Origin of the sequence: Bradyrhizobium elkanii WSM2783, assembly GCF_000472865.1 — a bacterium.
Taxonomy (GTDB): domain Bacteria; phylum Pseudomonadota; class Alphaproteobacteria; order Rhizobiales; family Xanthobacteraceae; genus Bradyrhizobium; species Bradyrhizobium elkanii_A.
Genome location: NZ_AXAP01000050.1, coordinates 44,592 through 60,752, shown reverse-complemented (window position 1 = coordinate 60,752; position 16,161 = coordinate 44,592). Strand labels below are relative to the sequence as shown.

Genomic DNA, 16,161 nt, shown 5'->3' with positions numbered 1-16,161 from the left:
CACGCCCCCGAAAAGTTCGGGCCGCCGCAGCACACCATCGTGCAGCGCTTGTTGCGATCACTCAGACGCAACGCAACCGAGGTGATCATCCCGCGCATGGCCGGGGGTACGGCACCGGCCACCATTGGTGATCCCGGGAATGGGGCCGGCGCTGCGTGTGATGGGCACTCCGCGACGTCCCCAGTCCCTCCGATCCTGCGAGGAATGACGCAACCTCAGACCGGCCGACAGTCGGCGCTACGTCCGTCAAGCGAAAGTAACATCCTCAGATGAGGCAATACGAGGGGTCAAATTTGCAAGCCGATTGACAAGCCATAGCCCAGCAATTCCGTGATCTCAGGCTTGCTGCGCTCGCTTTCGGGCAGTCGAGACGCGAGTTCGTTGATGACGTGACGCAGGCGATGCGTCTGCTGGTGACGCGCGATCTGGCTCGCTATACGACTCGAATATTGGATGTCCTTGTGCCGGTTGAGGACGTCGGCCATCGTCGTCGGCTCGGCCCCGACCGGATTCCACAGATGCACAGAGAAGATCACTGAGTTCCTTCTCGGATTGTCGTCGAACACCGCCTCGGTGGGCGTATTGGAAAGGATGCCTCCGTCCCAGTAGAGTTCGCCGTCGATGCGCACCGGCGGAAAAGCCGGCGGGAGGGCGCCCGAAGCCATGATATGGTTCACGTCCAGCCTGCCGTCGCGGGTATCGAAATAACGCATCCGGCTGGTTCGCACATGCGCCGCACCGACGGTCAGTCGCGGCCTTCCCTGATTGATCAGGTCGAAGTCAACCAGTTCGGCAAGGGTCTGCGCAAGCGGCGCCGTTGAGTAGTAGCCGGCGCGATCGGCACCCTGCGGAAAGGCGTCCCCGGCATGGGCAAGCAGGTTCGGCGAAGAAGCCGGGTATGCCCCGCGTCATGGTGCTCCAGTTCGACCAGCGCCCGTGCAGTCCAGGGAACGCACCCTGAAAGAACCAGTCCGGGGCGCGCTCTACGCGACTCCAGAACGCATGCAACCGCTCAAGCCGGCGCTGCGGCTGGCTTCCGGCAATCAAGCTTGCGTTGATGGCGCCGATCGAGGTGCCGATGCTCCAGTCGGGCTCGATTCCGGCCTCCTGCAACGCTTGATAGACGCCTGCCTGGTAGGATCCCAACGCGCCTCCGCCCTGTAGCACCAGAACGATCTGGCTCGGCAAATCGCGGCGGACGGCCGTGTGTGGATCAGGTCTCTGCATTTCAGGTCTCCTCGGGCTTTCGGGCGCGCTCGGCACCTCAATTCGGTGCATGGCAGACAACAGTGTCAACCGTGGCGGCCACCGCGGAGCGGCCAAACCTATACCCGTGTCGAAAATACACCGCAGCAGCAAATCAAAATGCGGCGCTGCGACGATAGCGATGCTCGCCACGACGCTGCCCGTCATCGCGTAGGCCAGTAGCCCCTCTCTAGCCGTTTCCGATAGCGTCTGGGCGGCTTCGAGCGTCACGACCTTCGCGCGAGCCATTCCCGCGGATTGGCCGTCGCGGTTCGGACCTGGTGCTCGATCTGGTCTTCGTGGCTCTTCATCTCGCTCTCCTCGCCCGGCTCGGACGCGTACAGAGATGGCCAATCCCTGGCCGGCATGGCAGACAGGGGGAAGCGATATCGCTCATTCCTGCGGAGAATAGGATGGATCGCCTGGCTTCCATGGAAACATTCGTGCGGGTCGTCGAAACCGGCTCCTTCTCCGGAGCAGCGCGACAGCTTCGGGTGGGGCAACCGGCCGTGTCAAAATCGGTCGCGCAATTGGAGGAGTATCTCGGGGTCAAGTTGCTGACGCGCTCGACGCGTGGCCTGACCGCGACGGAAGCCGGACTCGGCTATCTCGAGCGCGCCAGGCGCGCTCTCGAGGAAGCGGCCGAGGCCGAACGCGCCGCGCGCGGAGCGGGAGCAGGCCTCAAAGGACGATTGCGCGTCTGCGCCGCCGTCACGTTCGCCCGGATCCACCTCATTCCGATGTTGCCGCAGTTCATGGCCCAGCATCCGGAGCTGGATCTCGAGGTTGTCTTGGACGACCGCCAGATCGATCTCGTCCAAGAGGGCATCGACGTGGCCCTCCGGATGGGAAAGATGCTGGACTCGACATTGACGGTACGACGCGTCGCGAGATGCAAGCGGCTCGTCCTCGGGACGCCTGCGTACTTCGATCGGGCCGGCACACCCTCGACGCCGAGCGAGCTGAGCAAGCACCAGGCCATCGTCTATCTGCAGGAAGGCAGCGTGTGGTCCTTCAGCCGCGAAAGCACCGAATTGTCCGTCAGCGTTAAAAGCAGATTGCGAGTGACCGCTGCGGAAGGCGTAAGGGCGGCGGTGCTCTCCCATACCGGACTGGCCATCGCGTCGGAGTGGATGTTCGCCCCTGAATTGCGATCAGGCGCCGTCCGTACCGTTCTGTCCGAATGGGACCTCCCGCCGCTCGACCTGTGGGCGGTGCTTCCGACCGGTCGCGCGGCGACGGCCAAGGCGCGAGCTTTCGTCGGCTTCTTCGAACGTTCGTTCAACGCCTAAGTCCGGATCTGCTGGACGCCTGTCGCGATGTCGTCCGCGCGCAGATCGGACGGCCGTGAGACGACTCAGCATGCCTTCGAGCCAGATCGGCATTCAACGTCGCATGTGAATGAGTACGGTGACACTCAACGGAGCCGCTCATCCCGAGCCTCCTGCAAAGGAGTCACCATGTCCCGCACCTCGATCCTTGACCCCTCAACCAAGGCAGCCGCCGCCCTCGCAATATTTGCTGCCCTGCTGTCGCCGGCGAGCGCAGCCGACCGGCAAGCTACTGCCGCCGTTTATCCCGAAGTGTCGAGCAGCGCCGCCACGGATCGTGCGCCGATCTTGTTGACCTCGCGCCTGCCTTGGCTTGCCCCCGTCGGCCATCGGCAGCCCCGCCTGGCGGACGTTCCCAGTCATGAATCCGTCTCTGCATGGGAAGCGCAACAACACCAGGCGGACGAGGAATTGGACCGCAAGCTGATCATCTGCAAGGGGTGCTGACGCGCTTCGCGGCGATCATTCCAGGCCGGAATAAGCGCTAGTCCGACGTGCCCGCTACCTCATGAGGCGCTCTCCGTTAGGTTCTGCACGTGACTTTCACGAAAAGGCCGGCGCCGCCGCCTCCACACGGAACGCCCAAGGAGACCATTATGTCGCTTCAAGCCAAGCTCGATGCTTTCAAGGCCGATTTCGAGGCCGGAAAGCCGCCCTACAACGTTCCTCGCCCGGTCATCGAGACGATGCACCGCGCCACCGCGGAGCTGATCGAATCCGGCGCGGCCAAGCGCGCCAAGAAGGCTGGAGACGCCGCTCCGACCTTCTCGCTCAAGGATCCGGAAGGGAACGTCGTGAGCTCGGCCGAGCTGCTGAAGCGAGGGCCGCTGGTGCTCAGCTTCTACCGCGGCGTCTGGTGCCCCTACTGCAACATGGAGCTGCAGGCGCTCGAAGCCGTCAAGCCGGAGTTCGACAAGTATGGCGCCTCGCTGGTCGCGATCTCGCCGCAGACCGCCCCGAACAGCCGCAAGTCGGTTCGCCAGAACAAGCTCTCGTTCCCGATCCTGTCGGATGCGAAAGGCAAGGTCGGCGCCGCGTTCGGCCTGCGCTTCCATCTGCCCGACTATCTGGTCGAGCTCTACAAGCAGCTCAAGAACGATCTGCCGACGTTCAACGACGACCCCAGTTGGATGCTGCCGATGCCGGCTCGCTACGTCATCGGGCAGGACGGCGTGATCCTCTATTCCGAAGTGAACCCCGACTACACCCGCCGGCCGGAGCCTGAAGACATGATCCCGGTCCTCCAGCGGGCGGCTGCCGTCCACGTGTGACCCACATGAGGCGGCCGGTGGGGCGAACACGACCACCGGCCGCTGTCCTTCCACCCAAGCACCCCCAAAAAGAATACACCCATGTCCAAGCTCTTCACCCCCACCCAGGTCGGTCCCTACCGTCTGACCCATCGCGTCGCCATGGCACCGCTGACGCGGATGCGCTCCGATCCCGGCGACATCCCGAGCGAGCTGATGGTCGAATACTACAGGCAGCGCACGACGAAGGGCGGCCTGATCATCTCCGAAGCGTCACCCGTCTCGATCCGCGGCAACGGTTACGCCGGTGCTCCCGGCATCTACTCCGATTCCCAGATCGCAGGATGGCAACGCGTCACCGACGCGGTCCACGCCAAGGGCGGCCGCATCTTCCAGCAACTGTGGCATGTCGGCCGGCAGTCGCATGTCGACCTGCAGCCGAACGGGGACGCGCCGGTCGCGCCCTCCGCTATCGCGGCCGAGGGCTATGCGTACTCCAAGCGCGGCGAGGTCCGGTTCTCGATGCCGCGCGCACTCGCACTGCTTGAGATCCCAGTCATCATCGAAGAATTTCGAACGGCAGCCGAGCGCGCGCTGCGGGCGGGTTTCGATGGCGTCGAAATCCATGGTGCGAACGGCTACCTGCCCGACCAGTTCTTGCAGGACGGCACGAACAAGAGGACCGACGAATACGGCGGCCCGATCGAAAATCGCGCTCGTTTCATGCTGGAGGTGACGCAGGCCGCTATTTCCGTCTGGGGCGCCGACCGCGTCGGCGTGCGCATCGCCCCGAGCGGCACCTACGGGTCGATGTCGGACAGCAATCCGGCGGCGACATTCAGCTATTTGACGACCGAGCTTGACCGCTTGGGCATTGCCTACCTGCATGTCGTCGAACCGCGCATCAAGGGCATCGAGGAAATCGTGAAGGACCAGGCGCCGATTGCATCCCAGCATCTGCGGCCGAAATTCTCGCGGACCTTGATCGCGGCCGGCGGCTTCACCCCCGCTTCCGCGGAAGCCGTCGTCACCTTCGGCGACGCCGACCTCGTCGCCTTCGGTCGCCACTTCATCTCGAACCCTGATCTGCCGGAGCGGATCCGACAGGGCCTGCCGCTGACCGACTACGACCGGTCGACCTTCTACGGCGGCGACGCGCGCGGCTACACGGACTACCCGGTTGCCGAATCGGTGGCAGCCGCCTGAGCGCTGACCGCATCATCTCTCTAGGCTGGCGAGGGCGCATTCCCGCCCTCCGCTGGCCTACTTCCGTCGGATATCTTCGCCGCATCGACGGCAGCCGCCGGCCTGGCGAAGATGTCCCGACCCGTGGGCTCCTGCATCTTGCGCCACTGCGCCGGCGTGGCGCCCATGTGGCTCTTGAAGGCGCGCTGGAATGCGGCTTCGGATTGGTAGCCCACCGCCTCCGCCACGGCGCCCGTCGACAGCGACGACTTCCTCAACTCGTTCGCAGCAAGCGTCATCCGGATATCGGTCAGAAGATCCGAGGCCGATCGTCCGAGCTTCTCCTGAAACTGGCGGGCCAGCGTGGCGCGCGACATGTTGCACAGGCGCGCGAGGTCGGGCAGCGACCAGGCGCGGGCTGGCTCGGCGAACATGGCGGCCACGGCCGGCGCCAGACGCGGATGACCGGCCAACGCCAGGAGTCCGCGCGGCGCATCTTCGGCTTCGCTCGCGAACCGCAGCACCAGCGCGAACATCGCCGTCGACAGCGCGTTCAACATCGCGCGACCGCCGAGACGATCATCGGTCGACTCGCCGCGCATCAGGGCGACCAGGCCGGCGAGCTGCGTGGCATTCTGTCCTCCGTCGTCACCGCGGGCATGCACGACCAGACGAGGCGGCAGATAGCTGCGCACCAGGCGGTCGTGTGGGGGCGCGATCGTGAAGTGTCCGCACAATAGATCGAGCCGCTCGCCTCTGCCGGTGTTCTCGCTGATGACGAGATTAAGCTCTTGGCGATTTCGCGCCGGCTTCGGCCGGGCGCCGCCGCCGTCATGCATGACGTGGCGCGGATTGCCCGGCAGCAGCAAGATGTCTCCGGTCTCCAGCCGCAGCGGCTTGCCGCCGGCCGGATCTTCCAAGAGGGCCGAGCCCCCGACGACCGCATGATAGGGAATCTCGTTCGTTTCACCCGGGCCCTGATCGATCCGCCAGGGCACACCGTAGGAACAGCGCAGATCCAGCCGCCCGCTTACCGGCATCATCTCGAAGAGCCTGCTGAGCCAGTCCATAGCGATCTCTCCAACGACTCGATTGAGACGATCTAGCATATAGTCGGGTTCCTACAACATTCAAAGTCTCATAGCGGGCCCTTATTGTCACTTCGCAATCGTTCACCGCCCAACCCAAGCAAGGAGTGCCAACATGTCCCGTCTTTCCGTCCCCAGTCTCGAAACCGCAACTGGCGCGACCGCCGAAGTCTATGGCCAGATCAAGAAGGCGATCGGCAGCGTGCCCAACACGTTCAAGGCGATCGGCGCCCACGGGCCCGATGCGCTCAAGTCCATCATGCTCGCCGACAGCGTGCTCGCCGCCGGCTCGTTGTCGAAGCGCGACCAGGAAACCATCAAGCTCGTCATCTCCGGCGTAGCCGGCTGCGACTACTGCGTCACCGCGCATAGCCTGCTCGGCAAGCTCGCGGGCCTGAAGCCCGACGAGTTGAAGAACATCCGCGATCGTCGGCGACCGGCGATGAGAAGCGCGACGCGCTGATCCGCTTCGTCCGCAAGCTCGCGCAGTCCAGCGGCACCGTCAGCGACGAGGAGTTCGCCGCGATCAAGGCCGCCGGCTACAGCGACTCCCAGCTCGTCGAGATCAGCCTGGCTTTCGCCACCACCGTCTTCACCAACGTGTTCAACCGCATCAACGACACCGAGATCGACTTCCCCGCCGTCGCATGAAGCGATCGAGCGATCCGTCAGATCTCCAACGTGAAAGGATCACGACCATGACCACGATTACCAACACCATGCTAAACCCGCTCGTCCGCGCGCTGCAAAGGTCTGGCCTGCTCGCGGAGGATCTCGACTACCACGTCGTCCGCGCCTCGATGGTGATCATGTTCCTCTTCTTCGGCTACCAGAAGTGGTTTCCGTATGAGTTCGAAAGACTGGTCCCGTTCATCAGCAACGGGCCGCTGATTTGGTGGCTCTATCCCGTGTTCGGCCACGCCGGCGCCAGCTATTTCCTGGGCACCTCTGAGTTTACCTTCGGAGCCCTGCTGCTCGCCGGCTTCTGGGACAAGCGTCTCGGCGTTCTCGGCGCTCTCGGCTCGACCGGCACCTTCATTGCAACGGTCACCATAATTCCCTTCATGCCGGAGGGCTGGGACGTGGCTGCGGGAGGCTTCCCTGCGATGACTGGCAATGTGCCCTTCCTGATGAAGGACGTCGTCCTGCTCGCGGTCTCGCTCTACCTGCTGAGACAGGACGTGGTTCGCCTGACCCGGTAATATGTGCTCCCGCCGATGGCGATGCGTCGCCGGCGAGTGTCTCACCTCGCCGGCGATTGCGCGTGTGCATGGGCAGGATCTTCGCCCAGGAGCGCGAGATACGGACACTGCAGGGGCGGACGTTTCGATAGCGGCTGCGGAGCTGCCGCTATCGCGGACGCGGCGAGGGCCGATGATCTGTGGCCCGACCACGACGCGCTGCGCAAGGCCCAGACTCTGCGGCTAACAGGATTTCCTCCGTGGCGACCTCGTACGGAATGTGGTAAACATGGCCGGGCGGCGCCCCTCAGGGGTGCCACACTAAAATAGATCGCCGGGCCGAAAATTCCAATAAGATCAATAGCTGACGGGATTATTGTAACAGTTCAATCCTGTCTGGCAGCACCATTGTTTGCGCGCAGAATCAGCGCCATTGCCACCTGCGTCGATACTGCGGACCGTGCCAGACATGAACCCGTTCATAGCCTGGGCGACGTCATCGGCGGTTCCATCGCCCCGATGGATGGGCATGCCAACGCGATCGAAATGGGGCCGCGCCTTCGTCTTCGAGAGACGCTGGTTTTTGCAACCGGGCACCCGCTGGACTGCTCAAGACACTTGGAATATCAGGTTCGTGCCTACTACGCGCCGGATCGGTACGGTCACATCCCGTGCCGACTCCAATACCGTCGATTTCTTCGGGTCGAAGGAGCGTGTGCAGCAGCTCCAGAGGCATCGAGACCTTTAGAGGGATTCGTAATCTTGTAGAGGGACCCGTAATCTTGCTGCTAATGATCTGCCAGAGCCTTGCGAAACTCGGCGATCAGCGCGCGTGCAGCTTCTAGATCGACAGTTTCAAAGCCCTCGCTGAACCTGTCGTAAACTGACGAAAGCAGCTGTTCCGCTTCCGCCGTCTTGCCGCCTCCGTGCCACAGCTCGGCCAAGTTGGTCGCAGCACGCAGCTCCCAGGATAGCGCTTGCTGCCGCCGTGCCCATTCAAGAGCTTGCATGAAGTGTTCCTCAGCAGCTGTCACGGCGGCGATCGATCCATCGCGTCGAAGGATCTCACCTTTGATCCGCAACAACTCTGGCAGACACCATCGCCCCTCGTTGCTGTCGCACCGCTCGATTGCCGCATCGATGGCTACGCGCGCCTCAGCCGTTTGCCCGGCAGCCGCCAAACCCTGCGCCAGCAAGTCGAGAAATGTTGTGTCGTAAAACCCGAACCTGACCTCACGAAGCCGCTGGACACCATTGCGGAGAAGCGCCGATCCAGCGGCATCGCCCCGCGCCAGGAGCAGCCCCCCTTTAAGACAGCCGCCCAGTGCGTTCCACGCGGTCAGCGCATGCTTCGCCGACTGATCCAGGAGCGTCGTCACCAAGGTTTCTGCCGCCGTCAAGTCGCCAACGTACAAAGCGATGGGGCAAGCCGCATGGGCCAAGACATTGCACAGGGAAAGCGCATGATCAGTCGCTCGGGCTTCATCGAGAGTGCTTTGCACACTGCGAACTGCCTGATCGGGAAATCCCTGTATCCAGAGGATCCTTGAAAGCGTGGTCCGCGCCGCCACGCGATGGTCGACGAGGAAGCGGACGATGTGCGACCAGTGAGAGGGCACGACGTATTGGGTGAGGACGCGGTCGAGGTGGCGCCGCGCGTTGGCATGATCTCCCAGGTAGTGCAGTGCAATCCCGGTCAGTCTATCGCCGATCAGGCGAGCGCCGGCGTCGCCTTTCTTGTCAGAGAGGGCGCAAAACTCTTCCGCGAGAAGAAGGGCCTCGCGATGATCGCCGACATACATGCGATAGACGAACAATCCCCACATCGCTCGCAACTGATATTTGTCTTCGTCAAGCTTTTTCGCGAGCCAAAGGGCTTTCGTCCAAGTAACTTCCGTCGCGGGTAGAGGACCTCCCGCATTCGGCAGCGCTGTTCCCAGCGCCACGAGGAGCTTCATCTCATCGCGCTCGTTGCGATTCGGTTCGGCCAAGTGGCTTGCTAGCGCGCGTTCGACCCACTCGCGGCATTCGTCCATGAAGGACAAGCGCATCCATAGCGGAATCGACGCGACCGTGAGCGCGACGCCGATCGAGGCGTCGCCGCTCGGAGAGAAAGCCCAGTTCAACGCACTCCGGACGTCATCTATTCTGCGGCCATACTCTTCCACCCATTCGCCGCTGGGCTGCTCCTCCCAGTCCGCTTGTGTCCGCTCGAACAGATCCCGATGGTGCTCGGCGTGACGCCTCACATATTGCTGGAACTCCCCGCTCTCGGTGAGCTTTTGCATCGCGTAGGCGCGCGTGGTATCGAGCAGCCGGTATTGCACGACGCCGCCACTTACATCCGCAGACACAAGCGATTTCGCGACCAGGCTCGCCAGGTCCTCGACGACGTCGGAATTCGCGTTTGCCGCCACCGCACTCGCCGAATCCAGCGTAAGAAAGCTGGAAAAGACAGAAAGGCGGCGCAATAGGGCGCGTTCGTGCTCGGGCAAGAATTCATAGCTCCAGTCAAGCGCCGCCGCCAGGGTTTGATGACGCGGCAGTGCGGTGCGCCTGTCGTACTTCAGGAGGCGAATTCGATCATCCAGAAGAATCGAAAGCTGGCGTATTCCAAAGGCATCGACCCGGGTGGCCGCCAGCTCGATCGCCAGCGGTATTCCCTCCAGTTTGCGACAGATCCCGGCTACGGCGGGCGCATCCGTATCCTTTAGCTCGAAGCCCTCGATGTTCGCCGACGCGCGCTCGACGAACAGCCGGACCGAGGCAAAAGAAAGGGCCTGCGAAGCCGTTAAGCCAGCTGAATCAAGGGGAAACTCCAGCGGCAACAAACGATGTACGCGCTCACCTTTCGCGCGCATGGGCTCGCGACTAGTTGCCAGAACGTGGATTGCCGAAGCGCCGCGCAAGATCTGCTCCGCCAGCGTCGCTGCCGCTTCGATAACGTGCTCGCAGCTGTCGAGCACGAGCAACATCCGTTTGTCTTCGAGGTGGGAGATCAGGCCCGGGACGGCATCGTCGGAGTGGATCGCAAGTCCGAGCGCGGAAGCGAGTGCGCCCGGAACAAGGTGAGGATCACGCAGAGGTCCGAGGTCGACAAAGCGAACGCCATGTTCATACGAAGCAATCAATGCTTCAGCTACCGCGAGAGCGACCGTCGTCTTGCCGATGCCGCCCGCTCCCGCGACGGTAATGAAGCGATGTTGCGGCAACTGATTAAGGAGTACATTGATTGTATCGTCGCGACCGACGGCTCGTGTTTGCAGCGCCGGCAGATTGTGCGCACGCTCCGTTGTATCGCTCAGTTGAGGGGGCGGCTCCAACTCCAGGAATTCCACCGGCGCCACGAAGCAATAGCCGCGACCGGGAACAGTCGCCAGATATCGCCGGCCGGGCTGGCCATCACCCAGGATCCTTCGAAGATTGGCGATATGCGTCTTTAGATTACTCTCCTCGACGACAGTGTGGGGCCAGACGCGAGCCATTAGCTCGTTCTTGCTGACCAGTTCACCGGCACGCTCGACGAGCGCGATCAAGATCTCCAGGGCTCTGCTACCGAGGCGAACCGGTCTTTCATTCTCCAAAAGCAACTGCTGCGCCGGAAGCAGGCGAAAAGGGCCAAACGAGGCTGCGCTTTCCGAGACGGCCACGCAGCATCCTCCATCCTTATGTCGCTCACCAATCTTCCTCAACCGAACCGGGTGGAGCGGTACGATTGGCCTCCTTTCAAGTCGCATGCCGTGTTCGGGCCAAACTGCCTCTGTCGGTCAAGTTGTTCGTTTCGCTACTCTTACGTTACTGCACCGGGTCTCGGCCCCTGCAAGGGCGATACCAGTTCTGGCAGCCTGATCGAGACTACGCAGCAAGCGCGGCCGCCCCCAAGTGTTTTCTCCTGGAGTTACGAATTATTGATTTGTCACGGAAATTTTATCAGCGCGGGCGGTTTGGCCACGCTCTCGCGAGCGCCATTTCAAAAGTCTGACGCGTACTGCCAGACCGGTGGTGTTCCGGGAGAATATCCCGTCTTTCAGGGATGGGCGCTACGGTCCAGAAGCCGGAACTGTTCCAAGTGGTATCGCGGATCGGGAGCAACGGAATCAATCCGTTTCGTGCTTTTTCAGATTGCCGGCGGATGTCCCTGTCCCTGTATGTGATTGACCACCGGAATCCGACCGTCATCAGCGCGTCAATCCCCGCCACTAAAACCTGGATTCATGCCGAGTGTGCGGCGTTTGCCCGCGCCGCCTTGATCATCAAGGGCAGGCGTGCTGCGGATTCACCCCTCTCGACCCCTCCGATCGGCCTTGTTGCGACAGTACCGACGCTCGTGCCGCTAGCTTTCGAGTCTGCTCGCGGGTTATCCGCGTTAATGACGACGTCCGCCTTCGGCTAGCGATGCGTCACCGATAGATTTGTCCCCTTCGTGTCAATCAGTGAGTGCGTTTACGTTTACCGGCGTGATCATGGCTCGCGTATGTACTGTTGGACAGGAGGTCTGGATCTATGACGCAATAGCCTAAGCCACCTGATGCGGCGGCATCGCACTGCTCCACGTTAGTGTAGTCGCACCGTAATGCATTGTTATTTCCGCCGGTCAAGCACACGGGATATGACTCCGCCTTCGCTGAAGTTGTGTGCCCAGAAATGCTCGCCGTTGCAAGAAGTGCTGCAAATGTGATCAGAAGTCGCCGCATCCGTCTCTCCATTGGTTTCTGTCGAGCGCAGCGCGTGGCGCTCCTGTTGCTGTTGGCACAGGTTCTATTGGTCTTCCCATGATCGGTCTTGCGTGGTTCTGCCGAGCATTACCGGGGACTAGTTCCTGCAGAACACAGTCGTCGTCAGAGCGGATTTGGGCCCGCGACGCGCATTGAGCAGATTGATTGGAGACACACCGGCTGCGAAAAAGGGGATCCGAACGTACGACGCGGCCAGCCGTCCGAAATGTCCTTTTGTCGGGACGAACTTTCCCTTGTCGCGCGAAGCTCTCGATCAGCGCCCGCGCGTTCTTCAGAGCAAGCGTCTCGAAACCCTCACTGAACCGATCGTAGATACAAGAGACCGGTTGATCCGGCTTAGCCGTCTTGCCGTGTGCGTGCTGTAATCGGGCGAGCCTTATGGCGGAACGGAGCTCCCAGGACACGCTTCCTGCCTTCGTGCCCATTCAAGTGATCGCTGAAAGTGATCCTCGGCCAGCTTGAACTCCTAACTGTTCCCTCTCGCACAAAGAGCTCGCCCTTGATCCGCAGCCGCTCCGCCACGCACCAGCGCTCTTCACACCGGTCTGACTGCTCAAGCGCCCTATCGATTGCAACGTGCGCTTCGGGCACCCGCCCAGAGCACGCGATCGAAATCGCCCTCGTCTCGTCGAGTGCGAACGCATGACGGTCAATGTCACTTGAACGCCGTCACTTATCGAGCGGCCCGATCCAACAAGATCGGGCCAATTGCAACAATTTCAATAAAGTCACTCTCCGCAAACGGTGATACTAGTGGGACTCGCTTGCTAGTGAATGTTCACTGCGAACCAAAGCGGGCTATCAACTCGCGAGAGGCGCGCCTCCAGCGGCCGAGTAAGGACGGAGCCTATGGGATCCGGCGGAGCGATCTATGCGTGATCTCAAAGCAAGGAAATATGAACATGCAGTCGGCTGCCAGGTTGAAGCAAACCCTCGAGCTAGTTTGTGGGAAATGGAAAGTCGTCGTCCTTACCATCTTCTGGCCGGACACGTACGGTTCAACGAACTCGGCGACGTCTCGCCAGAATTACGCAACGCAAGCTGACCCCTTGCGAGCGCGATTGCGGACGTTGCTTGGAGCGGCGGGCCTGAAGGTCGAGCTTTTCAAATCGACCGAAGAATATTTGACGAGAAGCATGCCGCCCGCCCCCTCACTATCCTGAGGTCCGTTGAACCAGCGTCGCCGAGAATGCCGAGCCGCTTGTCCCAGAAGCCGGCGAACAAGAGCGCGCCGAACGTCCCTTCGGCGTCGCCCGGGAACCAGCTCGCGCTCTGATAGCCCAACACGGGATAAAGGCCACACGATCAGCGGACCGTTGCTGATACTGATAAAGGAACGAGCCGCTCCGCCTCATAGGCCCACCACTTCTGGCTACCAAGGAGGAAGGCATGATCACCATGAACGCGCGGCCCCCCTGCAAACGGGCGGCACTCTCCCGGCAAGCGCCCGATATCTGCCGTCGAGTGCGATCCGTTCCTGACCAAGCATTGATGCTCCGGTTAGTCATTTTGCGGAGCCGGCGTGCCTCGTTTTTCGCCTCCCCTCGCATCGGAAGAGAACCGCGGCGCTTCTCGCCGATCGTACATGCCGTAGTCACGCACGACCCGAACCTGTCGATGGCGTAACATCTGAACCGCGGCTGGCTTCCGCGGTATCGATGCATTGGCCGATGTCTGATGTCACAAAGCTAGCAATGCAAGCTTGCCTGGATTGTAGATGCTCGCGAATGCGTGATGATCGATCATCGCTTCAGAGATGTCGAGGCCGAGATCCGCAACGATATCGATTTGAGGGTCAAATGAAGTGCCCTGCCGCCGGGTAAGCTCAGCTATCGTCGCAAATTTTGCACCTATTTTAGTCTCGTCGAAACGCTGCTCATGTACCGACGCCGAGCTAGGCGCATCTGTGTCGGCGGTAACATCACCGATTCTCAAATGGTAATCCTCGAAAATCTCCGCGCGCCCCTGTTTCTGAATGATGTGATGCACGCGCGTCGTACGCCATCGAACCATCGACTTTTCGTCCCGCACGTCGACAGCGGCAGACTCCAGCCCGAACGATGCCTGCTTTCGAAGCGCTCGTCCTCCACAAAGCCATCGATCTTTTCCAGGGGCGACCTTAGACGAGAAGCGCGCGCCCATCTTGAGCAAAGAAAGCACAATCCGAGCAAGGCGCCTAAAGCCGGCTCAGCTCAGTTATTGCTACTAAGTCAAAAACGCGACAAAGAAAGTGCCTTTACCCTCCGCGAGCGTCCCGTGTTCTTCAAGGCCGTCTCATGATTATCGCCGGTCAGCTATAACCACGTAACTGAACGCGAATGGCCTCCAAGGCTATGAGCTATCACCTCATCAACCGCAACCACGTTCGACATAACCATGCGATTGCGGTTGCAGATATTCAGCACCGGTTCTGGCTCTCGCCGGCTCTGACCGTTCCTATTCTTGCGTTATCGCAGCCGATGCAGAACATACTCGATTTGTATTCCGCCGCCTTCTCTGGAAGCTCCTGCGTGCTCTTAGTCCTTTCCGCTCTTCCTTTCGGCTATGGTGCTTGTGGCGCAAGCTCTTCTCGGCCATCGGCCGCTGTCTTTTCGGCCCGATTTGTCCGAAAGCAAACGACGACGTCCAAGCTGGTCACGCCGACCCCGGTCGGCCCCTACAGCGATGCTTAACTGGTCGAGATTAGTCTGGCCTTCGCCACCACGGTCTTCACCAATGTCTTCAACCGCATCAACGACACCGAGATCGACTTCCCTGCGGTCGCATGAAGCGACGCGCCCCATCAGACCTTGAACGAAAGGATCACGACCATGACCACGATTACCAACACCATGCTAAACCCGCTCGTCCACGCGCTGCAAAGGTCTGGCCTGCTCGCGGAGGATCTCGACTACCACGTCGTCCGCGCCTCGATGGTGATCATGTTCTTCTTCTTCGGCTACCAGAAGTGGTTTCCGTATGAGTTCGAAAGACTGGTCCCGTTCATCAGCAACGGGCCGCTGATCTGGTGGCTCTACCCCGTGTTCGGCCACGCCGGCGCCAGCTATTTCCTGGGCGTCTCGGAGTGGACCTTCGGGACTCTGTTGCTCGCCGGCTTCTGGGACAAGCGGCTCGGCGTCCTTGGTGCCCTCGGCTCGACCGGCACCTTCATCGCAACGGTCACTATCATTCCGTTCATGCCGGAAAGCTGGGACGTCGCTGCGGGAGGATTCCCCGCGATGACTGGAACGTCCCCTTCCTGATGAAGGACGTCGTTCTGCTGGCCGTGTCGCTCTCTCTACTGAGGCAGGATGTGGTTCGGCTGATCCGCCCTGGGAATTTGTGCAAATCGGCAATTGCGGATCGCTCATCGAGTTTAATGAAGGATGGTTATTGCTAACCCACGGCGTTGGCCCCCGCAAATATTCGATCGGGGCTGCGTTACTCGATAAAAAGGGTGCAGGCGACCGGCTTTATGCTGTGACCGTGAGCCAAACTCCTGTGATGCATGCCGCAAGAATAGGATTGTCGGGTCGGAAGGCCAGTGCTCTTCCCAAGTGGCGATTGAAGCGGGTACAGGAGCACATTGACAAGCACCTCCAGCAAGCCTTGAGTCTCGCGGATCTGGCTGCGGTGGCCGGTTTGTCGCCGATGTACTTCGCAGGGCAATTCCGAGCTGCGACGGGATATCGTCCCCACGAATATCTGCTCTACCAGCGCATCGAAAGCGCGAAGTCGATCCTGTCAAGCACGGACATGCCGCTCTGTGAGGTTGCGCTTGCGGACTCGTCAAGTTGCGTTCTCTCGTATTCTAAGGTGGCATCACTCGCCGAAGTCGAAGATCAGTACGCCTTTGCGGGAACTTTGCTGAGGCAGCATTTTCGACTTTTTCAACACAATCGGCACTTTGCGGACATCGGCATCAGTGAGGGCGGACTGCTGGGTCTTATGGATTCCATCCGCCGCTGCCGTACGGGCGGATGATGATTTCAAGCAGGTGGCCGTTCGGGTCTTCGAAGTAGACACCGCGTCCACCGTCGTGGTGATTGATCTCACCTGGCCGCCTCTGCCCGGGATCGGCCTCAGCAGTGCAACAGCATCAGCGGAATGGCTCGGCTCACGTCCCGGCAGGGACACCTTAGGCGTTCAGGTTCTGAACGCTATCG

The 16,161-nt window shown here is 61.2% G+C and carries 13 protein-coding genes and 2 pseudogenes; 10 read left to right on the top strand and 5 right to left on the bottom strand.

What is annotated here, in order from left to right; genetic code table 11:
- Window positions 1-311: 311 nt before the first annotated feature.
- Window positions 312-1,227 (bottom strand): annotated as a pseudogene (locus tag YY7_RS53560) (patatin-like phospholipase family protein); the annotation flags it as partial.
- A gap of 431 nt (window positions 1,228-1,658) precedes the next feature.
- On the opposite strand from YY7_RS53560, the gene YY7_RS0132690 reads away from it, so the two are divergent.
- The 4 genes from YY7_RS0132690 to YY7_RS0132675 all read left to right on the top strand — a co-directional run bounded on the left by YY7_RS0132690 (window position 1,659) and on the right by YY7_RS0132675 (window position 5,032).
- The gene (locus tag YY7_RS0132690; protein WP_028166880.1) at window positions 1,659-2,537 is read left to right on the top strand and encodes a LysR family transcriptional regulator; all 879 of its coding nucleotides are present in this window, start codon (window positions 1,659-1,661) and stop codon (window positions 2,535-2,537) included.
- 168 nt (window positions 2,538-2,705) lie between these two features.
- Window positions 2,706-3,023 carry a hypothetical protein gene (locus tag YY7_RS53555; protein WP_035691481.1) on the top strand — a complete coding sequence of 106 codons (318 nt, stop codon included), beginning with the start codon at window positions 2,706-2,708 and terminating at the stop codon, window positions 3,021-3,023.
- A 149-nt stretch (window positions 3,024-3,172) separates the two neighbouring features.
- Window positions 3,173-3,847, top strand: coding sequence for a peroxiredoxin-like family protein (locus YY7_RS0132680; protein ID WP_028166879.1), 675 nt, complete (start codon window positions 3,173-3,175; stop codon window positions 3,845-3,847).
- A gap of 81 nt (window positions 3,848-3,928) precedes the next feature.
- Window positions 3,929-5,032 (top strand): alkene reductase, encoded by a 1,104-nt coding sequence (locus YY7_RS0132675; RefSeq protein WP_028166878.1) that lies wholly within the window; start codon window positions 3,929-3,931, stop codon window positions 5,030-5,032.
- Window positions 5,033-5,052: 20 nt separating this feature from the next.
- Here the strand turns inward: YY7_RS0132675 and YY7_RS53550 are convergent, their stop codons facing one another.
- Window positions 5,053-6,081 (bottom strand): AraC family transcriptional regulator, encoded by a 1,029-nt coding sequence (locus YY7_RS53550; protein ID WP_080663949.1) that lies wholly within the window; start codon window positions 6,079-6,081, stop codon window positions 5,053-5,055.
- Between the two features lie 133 nt (window positions 6,082-6,214).
- Between YY7_RS53550 and YY7_RS63660 the strand changes: the two genes are divergently transcribed.
- Complete coding sequence (locus tag YY7_RS63660) at window positions 6,215-6,562, top strand: carboxymuconolactone decarboxylase family protein (RefSeq protein ID WP_245287488.1); 348 nt, start codon at window positions 6,215-6,217, stop codon at window positions 6,560-6,562.
- A 235-nt stretch (window positions 6,563-6,797) separates the two neighbouring features.
- Complete coding sequence (locus YY7_RS0132660; RefSeq protein WP_028166877.1) at window positions 6,798-7,301, top strand: YkgB family protein; 504 nt, start codon at window positions 6,798-6,800, stop codon at window positions 7,299-7,301.
- A gap of 767 nt (window positions 7,302-8,068) precedes the next feature.
- Here the strand turns inward: YY7_RS0132660 and YY7_RS0132650 are convergent.
- The 3 genes from YY7_RS0132650 to YY7_RS53535 all read right to left on the bottom strand — a co-directional run bounded on the left by YY7_RS0132650 (window position 8,069) and on the right by YY7_RS53535 (window position 14,167).
- Window positions 8,069-10,930, bottom strand: coding sequence for an ATP-binding protein (locus YY7_RS0132650; protein WP_028166875.1), 2,862 nt, complete (start codon window positions 10,928-10,930; stop codon window positions 8,069-8,071).
- 780 nt (window positions 10,931-11,710) lie between these two features.
- Entirely contained in the window at window positions 11,711-11,974 is a 264-nt protein-coding gene (locus tag YY7_RS65230; protein ID WP_196237362.1) for a DUF3551 domain-containing protein, read from the bottom strand.
- A 1,722-nt stretch (window positions 11,975-13,696) separates the two neighbouring features.
- Window positions 13,697-14,167, bottom strand: coding sequence for a hypothetical protein (locus tag YY7_RS53535; RefSeq protein ID WP_155255403.1), 471 nt, complete (start codon window positions 14,165-14,167; stop codon window positions 13,697-13,699).
- Window positions 14,168-14,334: 167 nt separating this feature from the next.
- Between YY7_RS53535 and YY7_RS62160 the strand changes: the two genes are divergently transcribed.
- The 4 genes and pseudogenes from YY7_RS62160 to YY7_RS64525 all read left to right on the top strand — a co-directional run bounded on the left by YY7_RS62160 (window position 14,335) and on the right by YY7_RS64525 (window position 15,979).
- Window positions 14,335-14,688: a hypothetical protein gene (locus YY7_RS62160; protein WP_196237363.1), complete on the top strand. Its 354-nt coding sequence runs from the start codon at window positions 14,335-14,337 to the stop codon at window positions 14,686-14,688.
- Between the two features lie 138 nt (window positions 14,689-14,826).
- Window positions 14,827-15,258 (top strand): YkgB family protein, encoded by a 432-nt coding sequence (locus YY7_RS53530; RefSeq protein WP_245287487.1) that lies wholly within the window; start codon window positions 14,827-14,829, stop codon window positions 15,256-15,258.
- 67 nt (window positions 15,259-15,325) lie between these two features.
- Window positions 15,326-15,451 (top strand): annotated as a pseudogene (locus tag YY7_RS62155) (glycosidase); the annotation flags it as partial.
- A 48-nt stretch (window positions 15,452-15,499) separates the two neighbouring features.
- A complete protein-coding gene (locus YY7_RS64525; RefSeq protein ID WP_155255404.1) occupies window positions 15,500-15,979 on the top strand; it encodes a helix-turn-helix domain-containing protein in 480 nt (159 codons plus the stop codon).
- Window positions 15,980-16,161 lie beyond the last annotated feature (182 nt).